The organism is Alteromonas sp. 4NH20-0104 (assembly GCF_057547795.1).
The window spans coordinates 1-25,200 of sequence record NZ_BAAJLP010000028.1 but is presented as its reverse complement, the minus strand read 5'-3'; the positions used below and the strand labels follow the sequence as shown (position 1 = coordinate 25,200).

At 47.3% G+C, this 25,200-nt stretch carries 22 protein-coding genes; 6 read left to right on the top strand and 16 right to left on the bottom strand.

Translation table 11 applies throughout. The features are described 5' to 3' along the window. The first annotated feature begins 97 nt into the window (after window positions 1–97). Together AC27IB_RS17870 and AC27IB_RS17865 are read left to right on the top strand one after the other, a co-directional pair. Complete coding sequence (locus AC27IB_RS17870; protein WP_487122648.1) at window positions 98–964, top strand: hypothetical protein; 867 nt, start codon at window positions 98–100, stop codon at window positions 962–964. An 8-nt stretch (window positions 965–972) separates the two neighbouring features. Continuing rightward, window positions 973–1,875, top strand: a complete 903-nt coding sequence (locus AC27IB_RS17865; RefSeq protein ID WP_487122646.1) for a hypothetical protein — start codon at window positions 973–975, stop codon at window positions 1,873–1,875. A gap of 7 nt (window positions 1,876–1,882) precedes the next feature. Here AC27IB_RS17865 and AC27IB_RS17860 read toward each other — a convergent pair whose 3' ends face one another. Both AC27IB_RS17860 and acs read right to left on the bottom strand, forming a co-directional pair. Further along, window positions 1,883–2,536, bottom strand: coding sequence for a response regulator transcription factor (locus AC27IB_RS17860; RefSeq protein WP_296050301.1), 654 nt, complete (start codon window positions 2,534–2,536; stop codon window positions 1,883–1,885). 12 nt (window positions 2,537–2,548) lie between these two features. Continuing rightward, window positions 2,549–4,495, bottom strand: a complete 1,947-nt coding sequence (acs, locus tag AC27IB_RS17855) for an acetate--CoA ligase (RefSeq protein ID WP_296050299.1) — start codon at window positions 4,493–4,495, stop codon at window positions 2,549–2,551. A 259-nt stretch (window positions 4,496–4,754) separates the two neighbouring features. Here acs and AC27IB_RS17850 point away from each other — a divergent pair, with 259 nt between their 5' ends. Beyond that, window positions 4,755–5,918 carry a DcaP family trimeric outer membrane transporter gene (locus AC27IB_RS17850; protein WP_296050296.1) on the top strand — a complete coding sequence of 388 codons (1,164 nt, stop codon included), beginning with the start codon at window positions 4,755–4,757 and terminating at the stop codon, window positions 5,916–5,918. Between the two features lie 84 nt (window positions 5,919–6,002). Here the strand turns inward: AC27IB_RS17850 and AC27IB_RS17845 are convergent, their stop codons facing one another. From AC27IB_RS17845 to AC27IB_RS17790, 12 genes are all read right to left on the bottom strand, one after another. Continuing rightward, the gene (locus AC27IB_RS17845) at window positions 6,003–7,169 is read right to left on the bottom strand and encodes a Na/Pi symporter (protein ID WP_487122643.1); all 1,167 of its coding nucleotides are present in this window, start codon (window positions 7,167–7,169) and stop codon (window positions 6,003–6,005) included. A gap of 274 nt (window positions 7,170–7,443) precedes the next feature. After that, window positions 7,444–8,721: a methyl-accepting chemotaxis protein gene (locus AC27IB_RS17840; RefSeq protein WP_487122641.1), complete on the bottom strand. Its 1,278-nt coding sequence runs from the start codon at window positions 8,719–8,721 to the stop codon at window positions 7,444–7,446. A gap of 7 nt (window positions 8,722–8,728) precedes the next feature. Then, the gene (locus AC27IB_RS17835) at window positions 8,729–9,091 is read right to left on the bottom strand and encodes a response regulator (RefSeq protein WP_487122639.1); all 363 of its coding nucleotides are present in this window, start codon (window positions 9,089–9,091) and stop codon (window positions 8,729–8,731) included. 11 nt (window positions 9,092–9,102) lie between these two features. Continuing rightward, window positions 9,103–9,840 carry a ParA family protein gene (locus AC27IB_RS17830; RefSeq protein ID WP_487122637.1) on the bottom strand — a complete coding sequence of 246 codons (738 nt, stop codon included), beginning with the start codon at window positions 9,838–9,840 and terminating at the stop codon, window positions 9,103–9,105. Further along, on the bottom strand, window positions 9,840–10,097 hold the full coding sequence (locus tag AC27IB_RS17825) for a hypothetical protein (RefSeq protein WP_487122635.1): 258 nt from the start codon (window positions 10,095–10,097) through the stop codon (window positions 9,840–9,842). The genes AC27IB_RS17830 and AC27IB_RS17825 overlap by 1 nt, the downstream gene beginning before the upstream one ends. Further along, a complete protein-coding gene (locus AC27IB_RS17820; RefSeq protein WP_487122633.1) occupies window positions 10,088–12,673 on the bottom strand; it encodes a chemotaxis protein CheA in 2,586 nt (861 codons plus the stop codon). The genes AC27IB_RS17825 and AC27IB_RS17820 overlap by 10 nt, the downstream gene beginning before the upstream one ends. Window positions 12,674–12,677: 4 nt before the next feature. Next, entirely contained in the window at window positions 12,678–13,043 is a 366-nt protein-coding gene (locus AC27IB_RS17815; RefSeq protein WP_487122631.1) for a response regulator, read from the bottom strand. Next, window positions 13,040–13,915, bottom strand: a complete 876-nt coding sequence (locus AC27IB_RS17810; protein WP_487122629.1) for a CheR family methyltransferase — start codon at window positions 13,913–13,915, stop codon at window positions 13,040–13,042. The genes AC27IB_RS17815 and AC27IB_RS17810 overlap by 4 nt, the downstream gene beginning before the upstream one ends. Continuing rightward, a complete protein-coding gene (locus AC27IB_RS17805; RefSeq protein WP_487122627.1) occupies window positions 13,915–14,544 on the bottom strand; it encodes a HEAT repeat domain-containing protein in 630 nt (209 codons plus the stop codon). The genes AC27IB_RS17810 and AC27IB_RS17805 overlap by 1 nt, the downstream gene beginning before the upstream one ends. 9 nt (window positions 14,545–14,553) lie before the next feature. Next, complete coding sequence (gene cheB, locus AC27IB_RS17800; RefSeq protein WP_487122625.1) at window positions 14,554–15,597, bottom strand: chemotaxis-specific protein-glutamate methyltransferase CheB; 1,044 nt, start codon at window positions 15,595–15,597, stop codon at window positions 14,554–14,556. A gap of 8 nt (window positions 15,598–15,605) precedes the next feature. After that, window positions 15,606–17,135, bottom strand: a complete 1,530-nt coding sequence (locus AC27IB_RS17795) for a chemotaxis protein CheW (RefSeq protein WP_487122623.1) — start codon at window positions 17,133–17,135, stop codon at window positions 15,606–15,608. Between the two features lie 20 nt (window positions 17,136–17,155). Continuing rightward, on the bottom strand, window positions 17,156–19,066 hold the full coding sequence (locus AC27IB_RS17790; RefSeq protein ID WP_487122621.1) for a methyl-accepting chemotaxis protein: 1,911 nt from the start codon (window positions 19,064–19,066) through the stop codon (window positions 17,156–17,158). Between the two features lie 456 nt (window positions 19,067–19,522). On the opposite strand from AC27IB_RS17790, the gene AC27IB_RS17785 reads away from it, so the two are divergent. Further along, entirely contained in the window at window positions 19,523–19,966 is a 444-nt protein-coding gene (locus AC27IB_RS17785) for a hypothetical protein (RefSeq protein ID WP_487122619.1), read from the top strand. Continuing rightward, window positions 19,932–21,314, top strand: coding sequence for a chemotaxis protein CheW (locus AC27IB_RS17780; protein WP_487122617.1), 1,383 nt, complete (start codon window positions 19,932–19,934; stop codon window positions 21,312–21,314). Before AC27IB_RS17785 ends, AC27IB_RS17780 begins: the two co-directional genes overlap by 35 nt. A gap of 21 nt (window positions 21,315–21,335) precedes the next feature. Here AC27IB_RS17780 and AC27IB_RS17775 read toward each other — a convergent pair whose 3' ends face one another. Then, window positions 21,336–22,388 carry an aldo/keto reductase gene (locus AC27IB_RS17775; RefSeq protein WP_487122615.1) on the bottom strand — a complete coding sequence of 351 codons (1,053 nt, stop codon included), beginning with the start codon at window positions 22,386–22,388 and terminating at the stop codon, window positions 21,336–21,338. A gap of 20 nt (window positions 22,389–22,408) precedes the next feature. Beyond that, window positions 22,409–23,473, bottom strand: a complete 1,065-nt coding sequence (locus AC27IB_RS17770; RefSeq protein ID WP_487122614.1) for a chemotaxis protein — start codon at window positions 23,471–23,473, stop codon at window positions 22,409–22,411. Between the two features lie 485 nt (window positions 23,474–23,958). Between AC27IB_RS17770 and AC27IB_RS17765 the strand changes: the two genes are divergently transcribed. After that, entirely contained in the window at window positions 23,959–24,558 is a 600-nt protein-coding gene (locus AC27IB_RS17765; RefSeq protein ID WP_487122612.1) for a cupin domain-containing protein, read from the top strand. Window positions 24,559–25,200 lie beyond the last annotated feature (642 nt).

The following is a 25,200-nucleotide window of genomic DNA, read 5'->3' as shown; positions in this document are numbered from 1 at the left end:
CATCAATCAGGGCATGACAAATTGCACCTTTGAGTTGTGCAGGAACTGAACTCATCACCTATACTTCAACAGTGATGACTATGGAACTGTGCTGCTCATGAAGAAACTGGCCCTGATTGCCGTTGTGTTAGCTGGATTTTACTCAGTGAAGAGTACAGCCCAGGAAGTGATAAGGCTACCAACCTTTACCATTGACCACCCGATTATTAACTACCTGAACCTGCAGCTGGAGCTGGCAATTAAAGCCTCTGAGCAGGATTTCGGAGAAGCCGAGTTGGTGCATCTGAGGATCCCGGTTGAAGAAGAACGTCAGCTACGCAATCTTAATCAGAGCATTACCGATGTTGCCTGGGCGACCTGTTCGCTGAAACGCAATGAAAGCTACCTACCGGTGTTAGTGCCGCAGGTAGCCGGGTTGTTTGGCGTTCGGGTAAATGTGATCCGCGAAAACGACCCGCGCTTCTCCGCTATCAACTCAGTCGGCGCGCTTAAAGGGCTTGTCGCGGTGCAGTCAGAAAAGTGGCATGATCACGACATTCTGGTTAATAACGGTTTTACGGTACTTTCGTCGGATCGCTTTTCTGCCTACCGGGCTTTGGAAAGAGGCCTCGCCGATTATTACCCACGCGGAATAGCCGAAGTGATAGGGGAACTGAAAGCCGCTAACGTGGATGGCCTGGCTATTGCCCCTGATCACGCCTTACGCTATCCCCTGCTGTTTCTGGTTTACGTTAGAAAAGGCAATTCGGCACTGGCAGAGCGGCTCTCAACGGGTTTTCAACGCACCGTGGAAAGCGGCGCATTCCTTAAACTGATGGAAGAGCAACAGTGGTATAAGGAAGCAAAATCCATACTTCGTGGCAGAACTGTTTTTGATCTGGAAAATATCGGTTCCCTGGGCGCGTGCCTGCAGGCCCAGGAACAACATCAGCAACTGTTACAGGCACCCTATGGCAATAATTAGTTTGTAAAATGAAGAGACTACCAGGGATAAGGTTAATCCTGGCTGCTGTGCTGGCCGGTGGTTTACAAGGTATGGTCAACACGTGCCAGGCGCAGCCCAACGCATTCAACGATGTCAGCCAAATTAACATACCCACCTATCAACCCGGTACCGGTGAGTTTTATTTTTACATTAAAACCCTGCTTAGCCTGGCTTTAGCACAAACCGATAATCAATACGGGCCGGTCATACTGGTACCCGACGCTCAGGTGGTGTCTCAGCAAAAACAATTTGAAGAACTCGCCCGGGGACGTACCGACATCACCTGGTCGATTACTACGATTAAGCGAGAGCAACAGCATATAGCGGTACGTGTGCCTTTAACGGCCGGCCTGTTTGGTTACCGCGTGATCCTGGTAAGAGCAGCCGACGATCGGTTTAACCATGCGCTTTCGCTGTCTGAACTCAAAGCGCTGACTGCGGTGCAAGGCACCGGCTGGCCGGATAACAGCATTCTGACCTTCAACGGCTTTACTCTGGAAAGAGACAGCTACGCAGGTGCTTTTGCACGATTATCCGCTGGCCAGGCAGACTATTATCCGCGGGCCGCTCACGAAGTGTTTGAAGAGCTTGAAAGCCGATCCGCTGAAGGCTTTGTTATCGCCCGCCACATTACCCTGCAATATGACAACCCTATGTTTTTCTTTGTCACCAAGAACAAGCCGGAATTGGCTAAACGGCTGCAAAAAGGGTTACAAATTCTGGCGGCTAACGGTGATATGTCGCGCTTACTAACGTCACAGCATTTCTACATCAGAGCGCGAAACTTACTGGCAGGCAGAACGCTTATCAGCATCGCCAATCCGCTGCTGTCAGACCCTACCAAAAAGGCCATCTCACACTATAACAGCCCACTTAAACATTTGTTTTGACGCGTGGCTACTTGTCTGGCGTTGCCGGCGGCTCTAATTCAAGCTGCGAGGCAATCAGTACCGCCTGAGTGCGGTTATTGATACCCAGCTTTTTAAATATTGCCGTTACGTGAGCTTTCACCGTGGCTTCAGCGATATCAAGATTATAGCCAATTTGCTTATTGAGCAGACCGTCGCGCATATAGCACAGCACTTTGTATTGCGAAGGTGTCAGGCTCGACATTTTGTCGGCCAGTTCGGAGAATTCCTCGTCCACATCTTCAAGCTTTTCGCTGATAGATTCAGGTAACCAGATATCACCGTCCAGAATCACCTGAACCGCTTTGGCAATGTTGTCGGCACTGGTGGTTTTAGGAATAAAACCAAGCGCCCCAAGCCCAACAATTTTAGAGATAATGGTGGCGTCTTCGGTGCCGGATACAACCGCTACGGGCAAGTCGGGATAAAGCTTGCGGATATGTAATAAGCCGAACAGATCGTTACTGCCCGGCATATGTAAATCGAGTAATAACAAGTCGACATCCTCTTTTTCGAGGATGTCGGCGGTGGCAGTAAGGTCACCAGCCTCCAGAATGGTGAGGTCTGGCAACGACAAGGACAACGCTCCCTTTAGCGCATCGCGGTATAAAGGGTGATCATCGGCAATCAGCAGCGTTATCATTATTACTCCGTTCTACTTGTTAAGACGCTCCTCTATGAGTGTATCAACAACCGATGGATCCGCCAACGTTGACGTGTCGCCTAATTGCTCATGCTCATTGGCTGCAATCTTACGCAGGATACGACGCATGATTTTGCCTGAACGGGTTTTCGGCAGACCGCGAGACCATTGGATCATGTCCGGTGTGGCGATTGGGCTCAGTTCAGTACGTACCCAGGCACGAATTTCTTTGGTCAGCGCGTCATCCGGCTCAACCCCTTCATTCGGCGTGATGTACACATAGATACCCTGGCCTTTGATGTCGTGCGGATAACCCACAACGGCAGCTTCCGCCACTTTAGGGTGTGCAACCAACGCACTCTCGATTTCAGCGGTACCTAAACGGTGACCAGACACGTTTAATACGTCGTCCACGCGGCCGGTAATCCAATAGTAGCCGTCTTCATCACGACGAGCACCGTCACCGGTGAAGTAAACGCCTTTATAGGCACTGAAGTAGGTATTAATGAAACGCTCGTGATCGCCATAAACGGTACGCGCCTGGCTTGGCCAGCTTTCTTTAATCACCAGGTTACCTTCGTTGGCACCTTCCAGTTCCTGACCTTCAGCATCAAACAGTGCTGGCTGAATACCGAACATCGGACGCGAAGCCGACCCCGGCTTAAGTGGTGTGGCACCCGGCAGTGGCGTAATCATCATGCCACCGGTTTCAGTTTGCCACCAGGTATCCATAATCGGACAACGGCTTTCACCAATAACGCGGTAGTACCATTCCCAGGCTTCCGGGTTAATGGGCTCACCTACTGAACCTAACAGACGCAGAGAAGACAGATCGCAACCTTCTACCGGCGCTTCACCATGGGCCATCAGCGCACGAATGGCAGTAGGCGCAGTATACAGAGAGTTTACTTTGTACTTTTCAACAACCTGAGCAATACGACGTACATCCGGATAAGTGGGTACACCTTCAAAGAAGACCTGCGTAGCACCGTTAATCAGTGGTCCGTAGGTCATGTAACTGTGACCGGTGATCCAGCCCACATCGGCAGTACACCAGTAAATATCATCTTCGCGGTAATCGAAGGCATACTTGAAAGTCATCGCGGTATATAACAGGTAACCACCAGTGGTATGCACCACACCTTTAGGCGTACCGGTAGAGCCTGACGTATACAGAATAAACAGCGGATCTTCGGCGTTCATGACTTCTGGCTCACACTGCGCAGAACAGTCTTCTACCAGGGCGTCCCACCACACATCAACACTGTCATCAAAGGCGACATCACCACCGGTCAGCTTATGCACGATAACATTGGTAATTGAAGGACACGCATCGTTAGCCAGTGCGCGGTCGACGTTGGCTTTCAGCGGTACGCTGCGACCAGCACGGCGACCTTCATCACAGGTGATCACTACTTTGGCGCTACTGTCATTGATACGGTCGGCAATGGCGTTTGGCGAGAAACCACCAAAGATTACCGAGTGAACCGCACCGATACGCGCACAGGCCAGCATTGCGTATGCTGCCTGGGGTACCATCGGCATGTATATCGCAACACGATCGCCTTTTTCGACGCCCAGTTTCTTCAGGCCATTGGCCAGCTTACAGACTTCATAATGGAGCTGTTGGAAACTAATTTCATCACTGTCTTCAGGTGAATCGCCTTCCCAGAAAATGGCCGTTTTCTTGGCATTTTCTGCCAGGTGGCGATCGATACAGTTGTAGCTGGCGTTGATTTCGCCGTCTTCAAACCATTTTATGGAGACGTCATCAGCGCCGAAATGCGTATTTTTTACTTTTGTTGGCTTGGTATACCAATCCAGCGTGCTGGCATGTTCGCCCCAGAATCCTTCAGGATCTTCAACTGACTTCTTGTACATCTCGAAATATTGCTCTTCAGTCAGATGCGTAGATGCTTTGATGTCCTCTTGAACCGGGTATATCTTGCTGGCAGTCATTTGATGTGCCTCCAATTTTAAATAAAAAGCAGTGATATTGTTGATAGATCAATGTAGCTGTTCCTGACCAAAGAAAAATGCGACTTTGGTCTTAGCGAAAACGAAAATTCTATTTACTTACCATGTGTTACGACTTTCGTCTTATAGACCATCCGCTTATTTGCAATTGGTCTAAACTCATCCAAATTATTATTCGTTAACTGTATTTTTACACTTTTTTTACCAATCATCCAATTCCTGGACAAATGGGACGAGAAACATGAAAACCACTATGAAAACAATTACCCGCGCAGTATCACTGGCTGTAGCTGGCTTTGCAATGGCTTCAGCCAACGCCGCTACGATTGGCTCAACAGACGTTAAATATACCGGTTACATCAAAGTAGATGGCATCTACAGTGATTACTCCAACGGCGAAGGTCATCCTCTGAACCGGGATTTTTATGTCCCTTCCACTATTGCAGTGGGCGCATCTGATGATGACATTGGCGGCCGTTTTGATGGTCATGCAAGACAGTCTCGTTTCCGTTTAACCACCAATACGCCGGTAGATGGCGGTGACAGCATCACAGGTGTGCTGGAATTTGATTTCATGGTAACCAAAGGCGACTACGATAACGAGCGGATTTCTAACTCTTATCTGCCACGTTTACGTCACGCCTTCTTAAAATACAAAAACTGGTTGGTAGGTCAAACCTGGACCACCTTTATGGACGTAGGCGCATTACCTGAGTCTCTGGACTTTATCGGTACCACCGATGGGATTACCTTCGGCCGTCAGGTAATGGTACGTTATTCACAAAACGGGTTTGATTTTGCGTTGGAAAATCCGGAAACCACCGTAGTTGGCGTGGGCGCAACAGATGACAACTCAGTGCCCGATGTAATTGGTGCCTACACTCACAAAGCAGATTGGGGTCACGTAAAAGTAGCCGGTATCTTACGCCAGTTATCTTATGAGGTAGGTGGCATTGATGCATCCGACACTGGGATGGGTGTGTCTATTACGTCAAAAGTGAAGTTAAGCGATACCGACGACCTGCGTTTCACTTTCTTCACCGGTAGCGGCATTGGTCGTTACGCTGCTCTGAATGCCGCGCAGGGCGCCGTGTATAACGAAGACACCGGCAGCCTGGACGCCATTGATTCAACGGGTTATGGCGTAGCTTACCGCCATATGTGGACCGACAAAGCCCGCTCCAGCATCATGTTTTCAGCTTTTGATGCCGACGCCGAGCAAGTTACCGACGTTACCATGGGTGACTACACCGATAAAACCTACAGTGCCCGCGTGAACTATATTTACTCCATGAGCAAAGCCGTTACGGTGGGTGCTGAATATGCTTACGCGAAGCGTGAAACCGAAGCGGGTCTTGAAGGTGACATGAGCCGCGTGCAATTTTCGGCGAAGTACGCTTTTTAAGACTACACTTAATTACGGCAGCGTGTGCGCGCTGCCCGTTGTGTTCAGTTGTTCCCAAGTTGGCCACATTAATTGTGGCCTTTTTTATGGCAGCTTAAATCCTGACAGTAATAAAAAGCCAAACGGCAACGCAAAAAAGACACTCAGAATATACACCAAACCCAGTACCTTTTGTTTGGCCACTCTGTCAGCCAGCAAACCAGACAACAGCGGCGGGATTTCCCGTAACCATGGTAAACCAAAAATTAACAGAACTGCCAGCACGTTATAAATAAAATGGACCAGCGCGATTTGTAGCGCAGGCTCTGCCATAAGGCCACTAACCCCGAGCGCAGCAATAATTGCGGTAATGCAGGTGCCAATATTGGCGCCCAGTGTAAATGGATAGATATCTCTGGCCGTGAGTACGCCACTGCCGACCAACGGCACCATCAGCGACGTGGTGGTTGACGAAGACTGCACCAGCACGGTTACCGCCGTGCCAGAGGCAATTCCGGAAATTGGCCCTCTGCCAATACTGCTGTACAGCATGGTTTTGGCCCGGCCGACCATCAACGCTTTCATGATTTTACCAAGATAAGTGATGGAAACGATGATCAGGCATATCCCTGCCACAATCATCAGCGCACCGGCATAGCCGGAGGATAAGCCCGACAACAAGGATTCGAGTTGCTGGCTTACCGGCGAGGTGACCGCTTTTATGGGGTTAAATCCCCCCACCTCCAGCACCTCGTCGCTGTGCATCCAGCTCACCAGCACGCCACTGATTTTCTCCAGCAGGTTAAACATAATCTCCAGCGGCAGGAAGATAATCACCGCCATCAGATTAAAAATGTCATGAATCGTAGCGGCCTGGAAGGCTTTACGGTATTCATCGGCATTTTTGATATGGCCCATACTGACGATGGTATTGGTAATACTGGTGCCAACATTGGCGCCCATCATCATCGGCACCGCCAGTGTTATGGGTAACCCGCCGGCAACCATCGCCACGATTATCGAAGTTACCGTACTGGACGACTGGATCAGGGCCGTAGCAAGAATGCCAATAATCAAACCGGTAACCGGGTTTTCGGCAAACTGAAAAAGCGACTCTGCATGGTCGGCCGTCATCGCCTGAAAGCCATTGCCAATTACCGAGACGGCAACCAGCATCAGGTATATAAGCCCCAGCAAGACCACCCACTGATGGCGGTTTGGTTGAGGTGCAGCGCCCGCCTGGCTGCCTAATGGAAGTGATGTTGTCGACATAAACTGAAGGTGGAAAGTTAACCAACCACCAGTCTATTGACGTTACATGACAATTATATTAAGTGCTTTACCTAACAGGAAAAGCTCTGAGATATGCTTATCAATCTGACTAGCCTGCGGCAGGTCTCTCTGCCAGCCTTGATTTAAACTGCTATGAGAGTAACCGATAAAGCTTTCATGCTGGAATTTGCCATAATAAAGTCAATGACTTTGATGATTAATGCATGCCTGTTGACCCCAATCGATTAAAATTTACCCGAACTGTTTGAGTTCATCAGAATAACTCTATCTTAGGCTCTCTTAGTTCGTCGGTGGGGCGTTTTTCACCATTGGTAGTGGTAAGATCAAAATGTATGCGGCGCTGGTCTTCCATCACGTAGTTTTCAAACATCTCAGCAATACTCAGATTAAATGTGTCGTCAAAAGCTTTTCGTTTATCGATGTAGTCGGAGAAATGGCGAAACAATGAAACCATGGTGTCGTGCTCAAGCTTAACGTTCTCGGCACGTTGGCGAATAATATCCTGAAACTGAATTTTACCGATAGCATTGCCGACCATTTTAGCAATGGTCGTTGCCACACCAGAGAAACTGGCAAGCATTCTCGGACTAAATGCCTCAAGCTTGCGATAGTGTTCTGTTACATTGCTCAACGAGTCAGAAAATGAACACAGTAGTTCACAGGTATCTTCACTGTGGTTTGTTGCCAGCAGCCTTTCTCCATGCACTTTGGCCGATTGCAATGCCGACTTGATGCCAGTTTCAATTTTCTCAGCGGCCTCTGATGACTGTGAAGATAAGGTTCTCACCTGTTCAGCAACCACTGCAAATCCGCGACCATATTCGCCGGCGCGGGCAGCCTCAATAGCAGCATTAAGTGCCAACAGGTTGGTCTGAAATGCAATATTTTTAACCAGTTCTGTAAGTTCTTTCAGGTTATCGATCTCCTGCAGAACATCCTGGATCGCTTCATTATGGGCTTTATCCTGTTCGCGTTGATTGTTAATAAGCTGGGTGATTTCTTCTAGACGATCATTGACCCTTTCCAATTCGTCAGAACTCGATTTCCTGAATTCCGCGGTAGACTTTTGAGATAGTTCAACTTTGTCCAACCCGTCCTGTATCGTCGTTTCAATCTCATACAAAGCGTTCATTAAGTCTATAGAAGCTTCTTCAGTGATTTCCGATATACCATCAATCTGCCCGTTTAAAATGCTCGCATACTCACTAACCTGTTCATGAGTCTTCTTTAGCTGAACGGAAGTTTCTGCCAGGTAAGTATCGGCAACCGACTGTTTTAACTCATCCTCTTCCGCTTTCTTACTGGCTTGTCGATGTTGAATCGCGCTCCACAACACACTGGTGACCAGTGATGAAAGAAATACCTGAAAAAAGGCTACGCTGCCAGGCGCAATTAATTCTACAAGCGAGGCCAGTACAACACATATGATTAATCCGGCCATCGATAACATCACCACCATAAGTATGGTTGACTTACCCGCTTCGTGCTGCAGAAAGGTATCCGGATCTATTTTTAGCAATAAACTTTTCATACATCACCTATGGGGCAAGCTGTTTTACGATAGCCAGTAGCTGCTCTGGTTCAACCGGCTTGACCAGCCAGCCGGTAGCTCCGGCTCGTTTGGCTTCATCCCGGCGAGTTTGCTGAGACTCCGTAGTCAGCATAAGGATTGGGGTAAAGCGGAACTTACTGTCTTTTTTGATGCTCTGGATCAGTTCAATACCATTCATACCCGGCATATTCAGATCGGTAATGATCAATTTTGGGGTGGACTCTTTTAATGCCGCCAGCGCTTTTTCTCCACTGACTGATTTAATAATATCGTAGCCCGCTCGTTTTAATAACATCTCCATGCTCATCAGCATGGTAGTAGAATCATCGATTAAATGAATAGTCTTCATTATAAAACCTCTTAGTTAGGTAAAAAATTATCACACAGCAGCTGGTAATCTTTAGCACCAGAGCACGCAGGCGCATAGACAGAAACCGGGCAGCAAGCGGCAAAGGCTTCAGCCACTTTGATGTTTCGCCGAATGGGAGGCAGTAGTCTTGTAGCACCAAAGCGCTGATTCCAGCTATCCAACGTTGCCCTGTGTAACAACAATTGTTTATCAACCATCACTGGTAGTACTGAGATTTTGGTTGCGCGGAATTGCTGTTTTTTAATTGCCCGCACGCAGGCATTCAGTAACTTTTGCACACCATCTGAAGCGAGAGGCGTAGGTTCAGACGGAATTAAAATTTGATCGGCAGCGGCCAATGCACTCAATAAAACCGGCCCCAGAGTTGGCGGCGTATCAACCAAAATCAGATCATATTGATTTAGAGTGCGAACCCGCCCGAAAACAGTGGTCAGGAACGGTAGCGTAAATACCTCCTGTTGTTGCTCATTACTGGCAACCGCTATATCGATATATTCGTTGTAACGGTATAGACCTTTTAGCGCGGGCACTGTTGCCAACCATTCAGGTTGCTCAAAGGGTTCGTCGCCATTTACGCAACCAAATCCAATCGCTACATGCCCCTGGTTATCCAAATCACAAACCAGCACACGAAAACCTTTCTGGCTAAGGCCATAAGCAAGATTCACTGCGGTTGTTGTTTTTGCCGTCCCTCCTTTGCGATTAGCAATCACCATCACTTTCGCCATCAGCCCGGCTCCGTGACCCGACCAATGCTTTGCATAGCCGTTTGCAACCATTCCAAATCTGGTAACTTTGGCCAAACAGATACGCCGGGTTGTAAATTAAGCAATACCTGATACACCGCCGTGTGAGCAGACGTTAGTAGCTTCAGATTGACCTGCCGGTTGGGTTTCTCTGCCAACCAGGCAGCTAATGCTTCTGCCAGCTCAATTTCACAATGTCCATCAAATACTGCGACCTTTTGCTTAAATTCTATTGGCATGACAATAACTCCTGGATATTAATAATTAGCAACACCCGTCCGTCACCCAGTAAAGCCGTACCGCTAAAATGAGAATAGCCTGCCATAACCCCTTCCAGCGGCTTCTGAATAACATCAATACCTTCGTGGAAGCGATCGATTTTCAGACCGATTTCGCCTTCCCTGGTATTCACCACCATTACTGCCTGTTCTTCTTTGGTTTCGCAATCAGGATCAAACCCCAGATGACTGCGTAAGCAATAAAGTGGCACGAGCTTTTCTCTGATCACTAACACCTGATGATTCTTGATATGCTGAATTTCTGTCGGGGGCACTTTAACGGTTTCAACCACCGCATCCATGCTTACCCCAAACATCTGGCCGTTTACTTCAAACATCATGACCCTGTTTACCGACATAGTCTGCGGCAGAATCAATTTAAACTGCGTACCAATCCCCACTTCCGAATGCATTTCAATGGTGCCACCTGCCTGATTGACCATAGTTCGCACAGCATCCATTCCTACCCCACGGCCAGAGAGGTCAGAAACTGTTTCAGAAGTAGAAAATCCAGGGGCAAAAATTAATTGCAGGGCTTCGTTATCATCCATGCTTTCCACTTGCGACTCGGTAATAATGCCTTTTTTAAAGGCCAGCATTTTTATCTGTGTGGCATCAATTCCCTTACCATCATCACGGATTTCAATAATAACGTTATCGTCCTGAGGAGTAGCGATAAGCTCAATGTTACCGACTTCCTCTTTGCCGTTGTCAAGGCGAACCCTTGGCGTCTCGATGCCATGATCGATACTATTGCGTAGCAAATGAATAAGAGGCTCAGACAGAGACTCAATCAGATTTTTATCAAACTCAGTATCCTCTCCCTGCATAACCAGATTGATCTTTTTATTGAGCTTACGCGCCAAATCCCTGACTAATCTTGGATAGCGCTGAAACACATGAGAAACCGGCACCATTCGGATTTGCAATACCGCGCTTTGCAGCTCTTCGGTCAGACGATTTACAATAGAAAAATGCGACTTAATTTGTTTACTGAGCTGGCGGTTCCCGCCTTCTTCTTCGGCCTGCTTGGCCAGATAAGGCAGAGAGTTTTTAGCAACAGTGAGTTCGCCAACAAGATCCATCAGATAGTCAATTTTTTCCTGATCTACCTTTAAGGTTTTTGGAATCTGGCGTTCAGTGGCCCGACCGGGCTCCAGTATTTCATCCTTAGTAGCCAAAGTGTCAGTTGCAGGCGTTGCGGAGGTGTTGTTCTCTGTCGCTGGCGGTTCACTTGTCGCTGCTGGCTGTTGCTCTTTTACTACCGGCCCGGTGTTCAATGCGCTATCAATCTGCTGGATCCAAAACTGAATGGAATCCTGGTCGCTATCCGTAACATCTTCCGTATCTAATGTACGTTGCACAATCAGTCGAATGGCAGGTAACGCTGCCCGACTGTTAGCGCTGTCCAGCATATTTTCAAGCAGAGTGCGCTGCTGAGTTAATAACCGGGTTGCAGTATCCGACAAAGCTGGCATTGTGGCAGCAGGCATGGTGACGGCTTGCTCGCTCACCATCAGGCCAGCCAGCTCATTAAGCCTGGCAGGCTCTTCACTCAACTCGGCAAGCCACTGATAAACGGTAAAGTTATCACTTTCGGGGTTATTTGACGCACTGAAAAATTCACTCAAACGCTTAGTTTGTAAAGCATCGCGCCCGATTATACTCTTGGCCAGTTCAATAGCGTCATCTCTGCATGCCTTTCCCAGTGCATCATTAACGCTTTCAAACATCGCCTGTTTACTGACCAGACAAAGCTCATATTGCCCTTCATAATAAGCCAGATGCTGTCGAAGCTCATTGACAGGGGCAGTACTACACAGCAACAAATCCAAATGGCAACAATACACATCCTGCAGATCGGCATCGTTTTTTCGCGCCAGACTCATGGCGACTAAACCCGGCGTTGCCAGTGCAACATTTATTGGGTCTTCACCACGAAAAAAACAGTCGGGATCAGGCTGATAGTCAACCAGTGTAATACTCTCAAGAGCACCGCATAACTGGCTCAATGCCGACAGCCTGCCACGCAGGTCGAGTCTGGCAAGAAGTGGTCGTCGTGATTCGCATTGTTCATAGACAGGCGCTTCTGTTGTTTGGTGAGGACTTTCTTCTGTGCTGGTTTGATCGTCCGATCTAGTGTCGCCTGTTATGGGAAGCATTTGTCCACGCAATCGCAAAGCGAGCTCTTCAGATAAGACAGCCCACTCAGCAAGATTATAATTACCGATTTCCAGTTCATCAAAAAACGTGCTTATCTGATCGAGACCTTCTAACAAAATATCAGCAATTTCTTCAGTGTAGGGCGTCTCCTGACTGCGAATGCTGTCGAGCAGGTCTTCTGCTGCATGGGCCAGGCGGGTTAATGGCTTAATATCAAACAGATCTGATGAACCTTTGATGGTATGCAGATCGCGAAATACATCATCAATTGCTTCAGCATTAAACCCCTGGGTGTGAAGCAAAATAAGCTGCTGGCTGGCTGATTCGAGGTTTTCCCTGGACTCACTAATAAACGTATCGAGTAATTCACTCATCACTTTACTCCCCCAACATCAGGCCAACCATTTCATTTAACAGTTCTCCTTCGACCGGCTTGACCATGTAGTAGTTGGCCCCACAGCTAAATGCCCGGTTTGCGTCCTTTGATTCAGATTCGGTACTAATCATGATAATCGGAATATTCTGTAGCAACGGATTCTGGCGAATCTCCTGACACAACCGATAGCCATCCATTTTCGGCATGTTTACATCAACCATGAACAAATCCACCTTGCTACACAGGGCTTTTTCAAGCGCTTCGATACCATTCTCAGCCTCCTCGACCTTTCGCGAAGGGGTTGCGATCAGCATTTTGTGGTAGGTTCTGATGGTATTCGCATCATCCACAATCATGATGGTTTTCATTTGGTAATTCCTTCGCTAATTGGCTTTTGATACACAATAACATCGCCAAACTTCTTAATTTTAAACAGCGAACTAATCCGGCTCATGGATTCGCTATGGCCAAGAAATATGTAGCCCCCCGGATTTAACGCATCGTAAAGCACCTGTGCAGCTCGTCTGCGCGAGTCATCATCAAAATAGATCAGCAAATTGCGACAAAATATCAGGTCAAAATTTCTAAATTGTCGGGCCATTTCGGGTGCCAGTAAGTTAGCCAGACCAAAAGACACAGAGTCTTTTATATCACTGCACAAATGAAACTCGCCGCCACTTTCTATAAAGTACTTTTTACGCAGCACTGGTGACACATTTTGCACAGAGCGTTTGGAATATATCCCTTGTCTGGCACGGGCCAGGACACTGGTATCAATATCCGACGAAACAATTTCCACGTCGCGGTGGGCGAGTCCATTCCAGTACTCAAGTAGATAGATTGCTATCGAGTAAGGCTCTTCACCGGTGCTGGATGGAACAGACCAGATACGCAGTTCCTGATCAGTTTGACGAGTTTTGTCGAGGTCATTCATGAGATGGCGACACATGGCGTCAAACTGATAATCCTCCCGAAAAAAGTACGTTTCGTTAACGGTCATCGCATTTACCAGTTCCTGGAACTCTGCTCCACTGGCCTGAAAGCGCATAAACGTAAAGTAAGTTTTAAACTGGTTATGACCGGTTAATCTGATTCGGTCTTTGAGGCGTTTGTCGACAAAATACCGCTTGGAGTCTTCAAAATAGATACCTGTTTTGCGATAAAACAAAGCTCTGAATCGGTCAAAATCCGCGGCAGAAATCTCCAAATCAGCGTGTTTGTCATCGCACTGGTTTACCATTACTCCGCTCCCTCAATGCTGTGCCTGACACATTGAATAGCAAAAATAATATAAGGTTGGTCAGCATACTTCTCTGCAGCCTGCTGCAATACCGGTAGACTCTCATTAGTGCCTATTTCAGCCAGTTTGTCGATTGCTGTACCCACTACATTGATATGCGTATCCTGCAGCACAGTGTGATGTAACCAGTTAACTGCTGATGGATGACATACCGCGCCAATCACATCCATGGCAAAGATCCGGACATCCGGATCGTCATCAGCCATCAGTTCTTCAATGTGCGCAGCTACCAACTCAGGCTGAGTTTGCAGTAGCTCAATAGCACAGTTACGAATCTGCGCATCTTCAGACTTTAGCTTTGTCAGTAGCGCTACAGCACAATCGTCATCACAGAGATTTGCCAGTGCATTAAACAGCGATTCAATCACTTCTGGTGCCTGCTCAACATCAATTCGCTTTAAGAGATGTTCCCGTGCCTGCGGGTAGTTTTGTAATTCAGAGGCGGCATAACGCCGACGGCTACCCGCCTCTGCTTCTAGCTCCATTAGCAATGCTGTCAGCCGATCTTCTGCTGATTCAATCTGAATATTATTTTCAGATACTATTTCGATTGCTTTTTTGAGTGCCATATGCGACTCCTAATGTGAACAGATCTCTATGATCTTGCTGGCAATTTTCTGCGATCCCAGAACATACGTGGCACAATTTGCCTGAATCAGCTCTTTGGGCATGCCAAAGACCGTTGCAGTATCTTCACTTTCTGCGATAGTCACGGCACCACGTTTATAAGCTTTCGACATAGCAGCCACGCCATCGCAGCCCATTCCAGTGAGTTGTATACACAACATCTGAGAAGGCGGAATACACCCAAGGGCAGACTCCACCATTCGATCAACACTGGGGTGCCATAAAAAATTCGGACTTGCTGGTACCGGTCGAACAGATATTTGCTGGGCATTTTTAACCATCGAAATATCTGCATCACCTTTAGCAATGTAGGCTTTACCTGATTCCAGCGGCATGCGCTGATCCACTTCAACCACGTCAAGGGCACACAGTTTGTCCAGTCGGTTGGCCAGCGCAGACGTGAAAGCTTTTGGCATATGCTGGGCAATAACAATCGGGCAACCGAAGTCAGCCGGTAAAGCCGTAAGTATGTCTTCCAGTTTGCGTGGCCCACCAGTAGATACACCAATCAACACACAACTAATCTGACCGGGTTTCGCCCTGGCAGGTCTCGCCACTTCAGACTGAACCGGAAGGTTGCATTCTGCCTTTTTCGATACCTGTTTACCTTGTGTCAGAGCCTCGACCTTGGTGATTAATTGCTGCTCAATGGCGGCAATATCTTTAGACACTGTGCCACCAGGTTTAAGTACATAATCAGCCGCTCCCAACGCCATCGCTTCAAGAGTTACCAAAGCCCCTTTTTGGGTCAGTGAAGAAAGCATCAATACCGGGCAATGGTGAAACTTCCTTAGCAAACTCAGGCAAGTCAATCCGTCCATCACCGGCATATTGATATCCAGCGTAATAATGTCCGGTTTAAATGAGGCCGATTTGGATAGTGCTTCTTCACCGTCCCTGGCGGTTTCAACATCGTAATGATGCCTTGTAAAAACCTGACTAAATAGCTTCCGCATTAACGCGGAATCATCCACCACTAATACTTTTACTGCCATAACACGGTCTACCCTGCAGTCATGCTGCTAACGGCGCTGTCAGATAACAATACCGACGGCTCCAGCAACTGAATAATCCGCTGCTCATCATCCAGCTTAATCAGTCGATTAAGCATTTCAGACTGTTCGTCTGATAAAGCCGGGGCAGATTCGATGGTTTTACTTACAACGGTTTTAACCTCGGCCACACCATCGACTATAAAACCGGTTTTCTGATTATCCCGGGTTAGCACTATGATGCGCTGACGGTCTGTCTGCTCTGCAGTAACCAACCCAAGCAGGCAACGCAAATCAATCACCGGTAATACGGTACCTCTCAGGTTGACTATGCCTTGCAGGTAATCGGGTGTATTAGGTACGCTCTCAAGGCTATCGGGTACGCGTGTAATTTCCTGGGTATCTTCTATTCCCACGCCATATTCCTGGCCGTCAATATAAAAAATGACATACTGCTGATAATCCTCTTCAGCAATCAGCGCTTCATTCTGGGTTTGCATCGCATCTGCCTCCGACTGACTGGTTGTCTCTTCAAGGCTACGCCGTAAGGAACGACTAAAAATGCCATTGAGGTTTAGTATGGAAATGAGTTTACGGCTGCTCTCATCGCGATAAACAGACGCCAGTGCACCATCTGAATAGCCGTCGTTACACATTGCCGGGATTGCTTCAAGAGCATCAGGAGAAATACTGATGACATTTCTGACCCTGGCTACCACTAACCCAACACTGCCGAGTTCAGCAGAGTGAGAATGCACAATGATAATGCGCGATGCATCGTTAATATGCGCGCGAGGTAGCCCCAGGTTGGATGCCAAATCAACAATTGGAATGATACGCCCGCGCAAATTTACCAGGCCGAGTACCGATGAATGGCTGTCTGGCAATGCTGAAATGTTGTCTGGCACCCGGACAATTTCACCGACATCATTAAGGGAAAATGCAAAGTCCTGTTCAGCAATTGAAAAACACACAAGCTGATGTTGCTCTTCGATATCATCCGGTTCCAAATGTGAGTCAGCTTTGCGCAAACCATTGAGTGCTATGTTTGAATCACTATCACCAGACACTACGTGAAGCTGGGCTTTAACGAGTAAGTCTACATTCAGAATTTGCTCCAACGGTTCACCATTTTGCCGGATCAGGCCATCAAGAAATTCATAGGCGATAGCTGACTCTTTTGCCTGTTCTTTGACCACAGAATCTTTACTGACGCTGTAAACCCGGTTGACTTTGTCGACCAGAAAACCGGTAACGCCAAGCGAAGATTCAACCACGACTACCCTAGAACTGTCAGTGCTTGCGGTTCTTTCGCCCAATAACACTACCCGTAAATCATAAACCGGCAGTACATTACCGCGCAGATTGGCCAGGCCCAGCATTTGTGGTGTACCCAGTGGCACTCCCACCATTGAAGGTACGCGAATAATTTCGCCTACTGAGTTCATAGGAAAAGCAAACTTTTCGCCGCCGATTAAAAAAGACACGAACTGCAGCTCGCTTTCGCCCGTTGTGCTTTCCTGTATTTCTGTATCGTTCATGGAAAACCTCCAGGTCGCAATTAACCGTTTTGCATCTCGTCGGCAACAGAAGCAATCTCTTCGATAGACTGAGCGAGAATTTCCATGCCTTTGCTTTGCTGATCAGCCGCAGAGAGCGCTTGCTGACAGTTACTGCTGGCTTGCTCATTAGCAGTGGCGATTTGTTCCATACCTTTATGCGCCTGAGTCACTGCTGCCGCGATTTCTTCTGAGGCCTGTTGTATATCTTTGTTGTAGCCGAGCACAACTTCCATATCTTTGGCAATGCTCGCTATATCGGTTGTGGTTTTCTGCGCTTTTAAAACCTCCCGGTAAGCACTGTCTGCAACGTTAGTCAGATCCTGCTTAACACAAATTGTCTGTTCCTGAATGGCTTTTATCAGGTCTTTGATTTGTTCCACGTTTTCGGCAGCTTCATCAGCGAGGCTTTGTATATCGGCAGAAACTACCGCAAAACCCTTACCATATTCCCCCGCTCGGGCCGCCTCCACAGCACCATTAACCGCCAGCATGCTGGTTTTTACCGATACCGTTGTGATCGTATCGATAACTTTATCGATTTGACGGGTCATCACTTCCATTTCCGAAATGGATGACACATTCTCTTTGCTGGTTTTAAGCGCCTTATTGATGCCCTCAACCATCTCTTCAATTAATGCCCGGTTTTCCTTTAGCAATGACGTGATCACATCACCTTTAGTGAGGCTTTCGTCACACTGTCGAGAAGACTCATTCACACCTTCTCGGAGAATGTTAATACTGGAAACTGACTGATCCACAGCCGCAGCAGCCTGTTGTGCGCCATTATTAATCTGGCTCAGTGCAGTGGATATTTCAGTAGTCGAACGGCTGATCTCTTCCATGCTGGAAGACAACTCTTCGGCAGACGATGCAACTTCTTCTGCGCTTTTGTTAATGTCAGTGCTGTTCTTTAACTCTTCAGTAATGATTTCAAGGGATTGCGCTGCTTGTTCAGCCTGGGTCAAAGCGCTGCTTTGCTCACCAATATTGCTTGACACTTCCTGAGCTGCCGACGATTGCTCATCGGCAGCACAAGAGATGGCTTCGGCTCCTTTCTGAATATCGCGGGACGCCGAGTCCATCTCGGTTATCTGAGCTTGCAGTGTCTCGGCACCTTCTGCGATTGACTGCATGTCGGTTTTAATTCGTTCTAACTGAGTAGTGACCTTTTCGCCTTTACTCACTTCGTCAAGGGCCGCTTCTGATGAACGTTTCACCGAGTCAGACACGTTATTTGACTGTTGTTGTATAAGCTCGATCTGCTGGGCGATTTCCGCAGCGCTTTTGTCTGACACTTCGGCCAGCGCGCGAACAGTATCAGCAACTACAGCAAACCCTTTACCATGTTTACCTGCTCGGCCTGCTTCAATGGCGGCGTTAAGGGCTAAAAGGTTGGTTTGGTCGGCGATTCTGGTGACCTGTTTTACTGCCTCGCCTATGTTAGATGCCTGTTGCTCGAGCTCACTCATCATCACAACGGAGCGGGACTGATGCTCCGAAGCCGTCTTAACACTATCCATCATTGTGGTTAAATCTGTCATGACACTTTCAACAAACTTCTGAAGGGATAAGGTGGTGTCTTTTGAGCGGCCGGAAAGTTCCAGTTGTGCTGTCAACGAGGCCGATATTTGAGTAATGGCCGCCAGGCTTTCCTGACTGGCGCTGCTTGATTCCTCTGCGCCCGCAGCAATTTCGTTTATAGCGGTACTTAACTGGTCGGTGGCACTGGCAGACTGACTAATACCGCTGGCAAGTTCTGCCGTTGCTGTTGCAACGCGCTCTGCTGCCTGTTGTTGCCTTGCCAGGGTTCGCGCCTTACGCCGCTGCTCTTCTGCCTCGCGACGCATTTTTGCATCAACTCTTACAGCAGGTGCAGAAACCGATTGTTCTGCATGTTTTTTCAGTGCCATGGGTTACCTCGAATCTTCGTCTCAACTACACACACAGTGCTTGTGCATATAGATTGGACGAAAAACGCCCAGCACATAGGTATTATTCCCAATACCTTGTTATAAAAAAAACAACTAATGCGCACAACAAACACCAAAGCAATATATTGCCCATTTGTCACTTTTGTCACATTGGATGGTTTTTATTTTTTTAATTTTCATTAAGTTAATTTTTCAATGTTCATCATTTACGGTGAATCAATAATGTCAAGCAAATAAAAACAGACACTTGGAGATGAAATTCAAAATTATTGCCTCTTAAACTTAAGACTAATAGCAAATTAATACTGTTCGTTTATTGTTCAAATCACGATTTGTTGATGTTTATAAAGCTAGCTATAGACGATAAAACAATACCTTTTTATCAAGCCTATGTTTATGAGTTATCCAAAAAGCATTGTCCACAACGAGGTCAACATGTCAGATTCAACCGGTCAGGAATTATTAGATATCAAGGGCGACATTATGAATGTCGCCTTCAATAAACATTTGGAGAGTTGCGTTGGCAATGAGTTTTGTATAGGTGAAATTTCCCAAGGCGGTCAATTTGTTGGTTGCAACGAAAGACTGCTTGCATTTCTTGGCCTCACCACACTGGAGGAAACCCACTTTGATGAAGTGTTTTATTCCGATGATGAACTCGATTTTGCGGCTATTTCCCAAAATTTGCCTACTCGACGTTATTTTAGAGCCAAACAAGACAGAAAACTCAATTCCAGAACGATGCTGGTCGTGCTTTATCCGGCTGATTCAGAAAATTCCTTCGGCAGCTTTCTTTTGATTGGTGGTAAGCGAAGTAATGCCTTTTCAGGATGTCACGCCCTTAATGTCGCCTCAAGCCTGTGTAATTGGCGGCTTTAACCGACGCGGTTGGGTTATTCCTGTAATTAGCCTGGAAACATATGTAAGCAATGCCAACACTTGCAGACAGCATGACATTATTGTGATACTCAGTTTTGTTGACTCGCTGATTGGCATTGCCATTGATGAGGTTGTGGGAATGTTTGACATCGATGTGCACACTATTGGCCGGTTTACTTCTCATTCTGAACAGAGTGTTTTCTCGGGTAGCTTCTATTATCAGTTAACCCAAAGTACCGTCACTATGCTTAACCATGAAATGCTTTTTGCAGATTCAGCATTACCTTTCGTTACCACGCCTGACACTACTGCGCTTCATCCAGAGCATCTCTCCAAAGACACATTACAACCGCAAATATTTATGCTGATAAAAATTGGCGAAAGAATGCTGGCTTTCAATGCCAAAAGCATCTTTAGTAGTCTTAACATCACCAACGTGGAAACAAGCACTTGCAGCAGCCCGTGTTATCTTGGTGAAACCGCGCACCTGGGTAAATTGATCCCGGTATTGGATCTAGCTTGCTTGATATTCGGACAGCCTAGTGAAATAGCGCCTCAACAACGTCCAACTGTTTTCATCAACATTAATGAACATCAGATCGGATTCAGTGTTGATTGTATAATAGAGGTGGTTGAAGTTGACTCACAGCAGGCCATAAAAAAGCCGGAGCAGACATTTAGCGGACACAGTTGGTTTTCAACGTTGTATCCAGTGTCTGCCGTTTGCAATCAAAACGCAGGAGCAGAAGTTGAGCAGAGTCCGCCTCTTATCATGGAAGTGGATATTGACTATCTCGCAAACAATGAAGCTATTCAAGGCGTAATGGGTCTATGCCGGTCAGATAAACAAAAGATTTCAGAAAACCAACTAATTTGTAACAGTGAGCAAAACCGTGCTATCCACTATGATATGGGCACCGAAATTTTATCTGACCTTAGTGATATTGTCGAAATCGCCCCTGCGGATACTCCAATTATTCCGGTATCAGACAATGGTTATCTGTGCGGTATGATATTACTTCATAATAAGTCTGTTGCGGTTTATGATTTTCGCTCTCTTTTTTCGGTCAACAACAGTGATTACCACACGAAGACTAAGATTAACCAAGGCAAACTTGAGCGTATTTTGGTGCTAAAGAATGACAATGATACCTTTGGTATTCGGGTTAACTGCTTGCTTGATATTGTAAACTATTCAATTCCTAGCGATGCTCAGTGCACTGCTCCCGATCTTCCCGAAGAAGAGGCGGAGTCAGTGCTTTTAACGGTTAGCTTTAATCAGAATGAGAAAAAACGTTACGCAAAATTAGTTTCACCTGAGTATTTAAAGCAACATTTCAACGGCTAAAGAAATCCCTTAAGTGCATACCTAATAAGCCACCGGGTAGCGCTTGATCACCTGGTGGATTTGTCTTTTGGTGTCTTCCGTCAGGCATATTTCGAATGCGTCGATGTTTTCTTTTAACTGCGCCACGCTGGTTGCGCCAATGATGGTGGATGTCACGCCGGGGACCTGCTTGCACCACGCCAGCGCCAGTTGGGCGGGCGAGATTTTAGCGCGCTCGGCAACTTCCATATAGCGCGCGGTCGCCTCATGGGCTTCAGTGGTATTTCTGAATAAGCCCTGGCGCTGAACAAAGGTCCAGCGGCTGCCCTTCGGGCGCTCATCATTCTGGTATTTACCGGTCAGTAATCCTGTGGCCAGCGGCGACCAGGGCAGATAAGCAATATCTTCAAATACACAGGTTTCGATTAAATAAGGCCAGTCTTTCATATGCAGCAGACTAAACTCATTCTGAATTGATACCGGCTTAGGCACATTAAGCTCGCGACAGATATTTAAAAAGGTGTGAATCCCCCAGGGGGTATCGTCCGATAAACCCCAATGGCGAATTTTACCGGCTTTAATTGCCTCACCTATACCTTGAACTATATCCCGCATACCATCACGCTCACGCTCGACATCGGTATCCAGCGGATTCGTCCGCCAGGGCCAGTGTTTGGCAAAATGTGGTGAAGTACGATTTGGCCAGTGTAACTGGTAAACATCAACATAATCGGTTTGCAGCCGCTTCAGTGACTCATCGAGCGCCACCGCAATACTGTTACTGCTAATGGGGCTGGCATCGCGGATGTAAGCCAGGCCACTGCCGGCAATTTTGGTCATCAGCACCAGCTTTTCACGCTTATCCTGATTCGCTGCCAGCCAGTTACCAATAAAACGCTCGGTATCAGCGTAGGTCGCTTCATTAGGCGGGATTGGATACATTTCAGCAGTATCGATGAAGTTAATGCCGTAATCGACCGCGTAGTCGAGTTGGTCGTTAGCATCCTTCTGCGTATTCTGAATACCAAATGTCATGGTCCCGAGGCAAATTTCCGATACCTGTAAGTCGCTACTACCTAGTTGATTAAATTGCATTGCTGCCCTCTTATAAAATGTTATGGCGCAACCTCTGAAGATTTCCGGCCGGCGGCTTCCAGTTTGGCCAGTCGTTGCTCGGTTAGCCGCCTGCTTTCAACCATCTCATTGGCCAGTGCAGCGAGCGAACGAAACTCCGAAAATCCGAGTTGCTTTGGGTCTATACGTTGATATTGCCGTTTACAGCGGTAAAAAAACAGTACGAAGTTAGCAAAAGACCGGTGGAAGGTCGCAAAACTTTTGACCAGTAACAAAATTAGTGCGACTGATGTCAGTACAGCAATGGCCGTACTGTACATGGTTGCCTGTTCTTTATGCGATAACAGTACGGGTTGCAGGGCTTTATCCAATGCAGCCAAATCATCTTCAACCCGATGGGCCTGCTGGCGAAACTGACCACGTAGGCCTTGTTGTTCGGTAAAGCCGATTTGTTGCTTAACCTCAACCAGACGATTTACCTGCTGGCGAAAATCAACCAACAGGCCTTCGACTTCCACGGGTAACGACTGACTACCAAGGATGAGTGACAGCGTTTGTCTGAGTGCTTCCAGAGTTTTCGGATCGGCGATAAGTTGATAATCGGCGGCCAGATAAGTGGCTCGACCGAGCAAGTTTACCAGAGCTGGCGTGAGCCCTTCAGCCCGGGTATTTAACGCCGTGGAAAGCTGGCGAAGTTCGCCGTTTATCCCCGTTTCAGCGGTTAATCCATAACTTTCCATCAATTCTGCCAACTGATAAAAATGCCGGGCATACTGTTCACTGTTTACCGCAATATTACTCACCAGAGTAGGCGGCAGATGATATTGCTCAATGACCTTATCAAGGGTATGAACCGTGCCGATAAAATGCTGGTATTGCGCGCGAAATTGCTGAAGATAACGACGATCATGGCGCAAAAGGAAGTCTTTTTCGTGGCGCCGCAATTGCAGCAGACTTGTTTGCAGTTGCTGTAACGCTACGTTCTGCTCATTGAGGGCACTTAATTTCTGACCAAAGTAATGCTGATTAACGGTCATTAATCCCATACCGAAAACACACAAGGTGGTCATTAAGAGTAACCGGGACTTAATTGAATCCCATTTCATCGCTTAACCTTGTTGGCAAATAAAGCCCGACGCTACCCCACATTGATGACGTTTACATGACGTCATAGTTTGCTGATAACTGCACCGCTACAAGTTCGTTTCAAGGGAGGAAGGCTATGCTGACTCATTGTCTCTTCCTGGCGAAGAAACAGATTACAAGCCGATAATATAAAGAAATAAGGCAGCAGGCTTGTGTCTGTTGTCAGTTCAAATATCCGGTTCGTCATCCAATTGAGAATGTTGATGTAAACCATATAGATACCGAAGGCCTGAAAAGCATGGCATGTAATTATTTTAAGCATAGTCTTACCTGGGTTTCCTGAGCCGCTTACAGGCAAAGGTTAAGATTCAATTACCTTTAGCCTGCCTTTTTTCAGGCACATTTTAAGCTGTACCGGCTACCAGAAATTAGGGATACCGGTTAAAAACTTGACCACCGCTCGTTACTTGCTCATATTTTATGCAGATAATAACAAGGAGTATCTATGAAAAAGGTAACATTTGCTGCAGTGGCAGGCGTTGCGGCTTTGTTGGCGGCCCCTGTTTTGGCACATCAACATGAATCAAGGCACGGTGAATACCACGCTTTTTTTACTAAGCTTGGTGAGGGTAAACCCATAATGTATACCGGCAGACCTATCTATCAGCATGTCAAAACGGGTGATTTACCTTCCGAGATCGGCCTGTTCGAGGAAATATTACCCGCAAAGTCACTCGGCGCTCCGCCCCATACCCACACCAATGAAGATGAAATATTTATCGTATTAGACGGCACGGTACATTTTCTTAATGGAACCGATGAGGTGATTGCTGAGCCTGGCACTGTAGCGTCATTGCCACGCAACAATCAGCATGGTTTCTGGAACCCCTACGATGAGCCTGCTCATTTACTGGTTTTGGTTGCACCCGGCCATTTTCAGGAGTTCTTCGGTGCTGTAGAGGCTGCAGTGAAAGAGTCCGGCGCTAAATCTCCACAGGACATCGGCGCTATTATTGGTCAGGAAGCAGCAAAGAAAGGCGTGATGATAGATATGTCTGCCCTGCCACCTTCAGCACTGGCTTTATTGCCACCGCCACCGAAGTAAGTATTATCTGAAGAGTCAGCCTTTTAAGGCGATCCCGGCTCGGAGGCCGGGATGACGGAGTTCAAACAACCACGTCATTCCCGAACCGACTGCGTCTTCCCGGAAGCTCGCAGAGCTATCCGGGATCTCCCAACATGATGTCGTAGAATTAAAAAGTGCTATTGCGAACAGGCTCTATCTGGTGAATCAACCTTTTCAGGAGATCCCGGCTCGGAGGCCGGGATGACGGAATAGAAATCGTCATCCCCGTACCGGCTTCGTCATCCCGGAAGCTCGCAGAGCTATCCGGGATCTCCCAACATGATGTCGTAGAGTTAAAAAGTGCTATTTCGAAAAGGCTGTATCTGGTGAATCAACCTTTTAAGGAGATCCCGGCTCGGGGCCGGGATGACGGCAGTAAAAATCGTCATCCCCGAACCGACTACGTCTTCCCGGAAGCTCGCAGAGCTATCCGGGATCTCCCAACATGATGTTGTAGAGTTAAAAAGTGCTATTGCGAAAAGGCTGTATCTGGTGAATCAACCTTTTAAGGAGATCCCGGCTCGGGGCCGGGATGACGGCAGTAAAAATCGTCATCCCCGCATGCTTTAAGCGGGGACCCCCTTGCATGATATTGTGGGTTTAATACGACCTTTCCAGCAG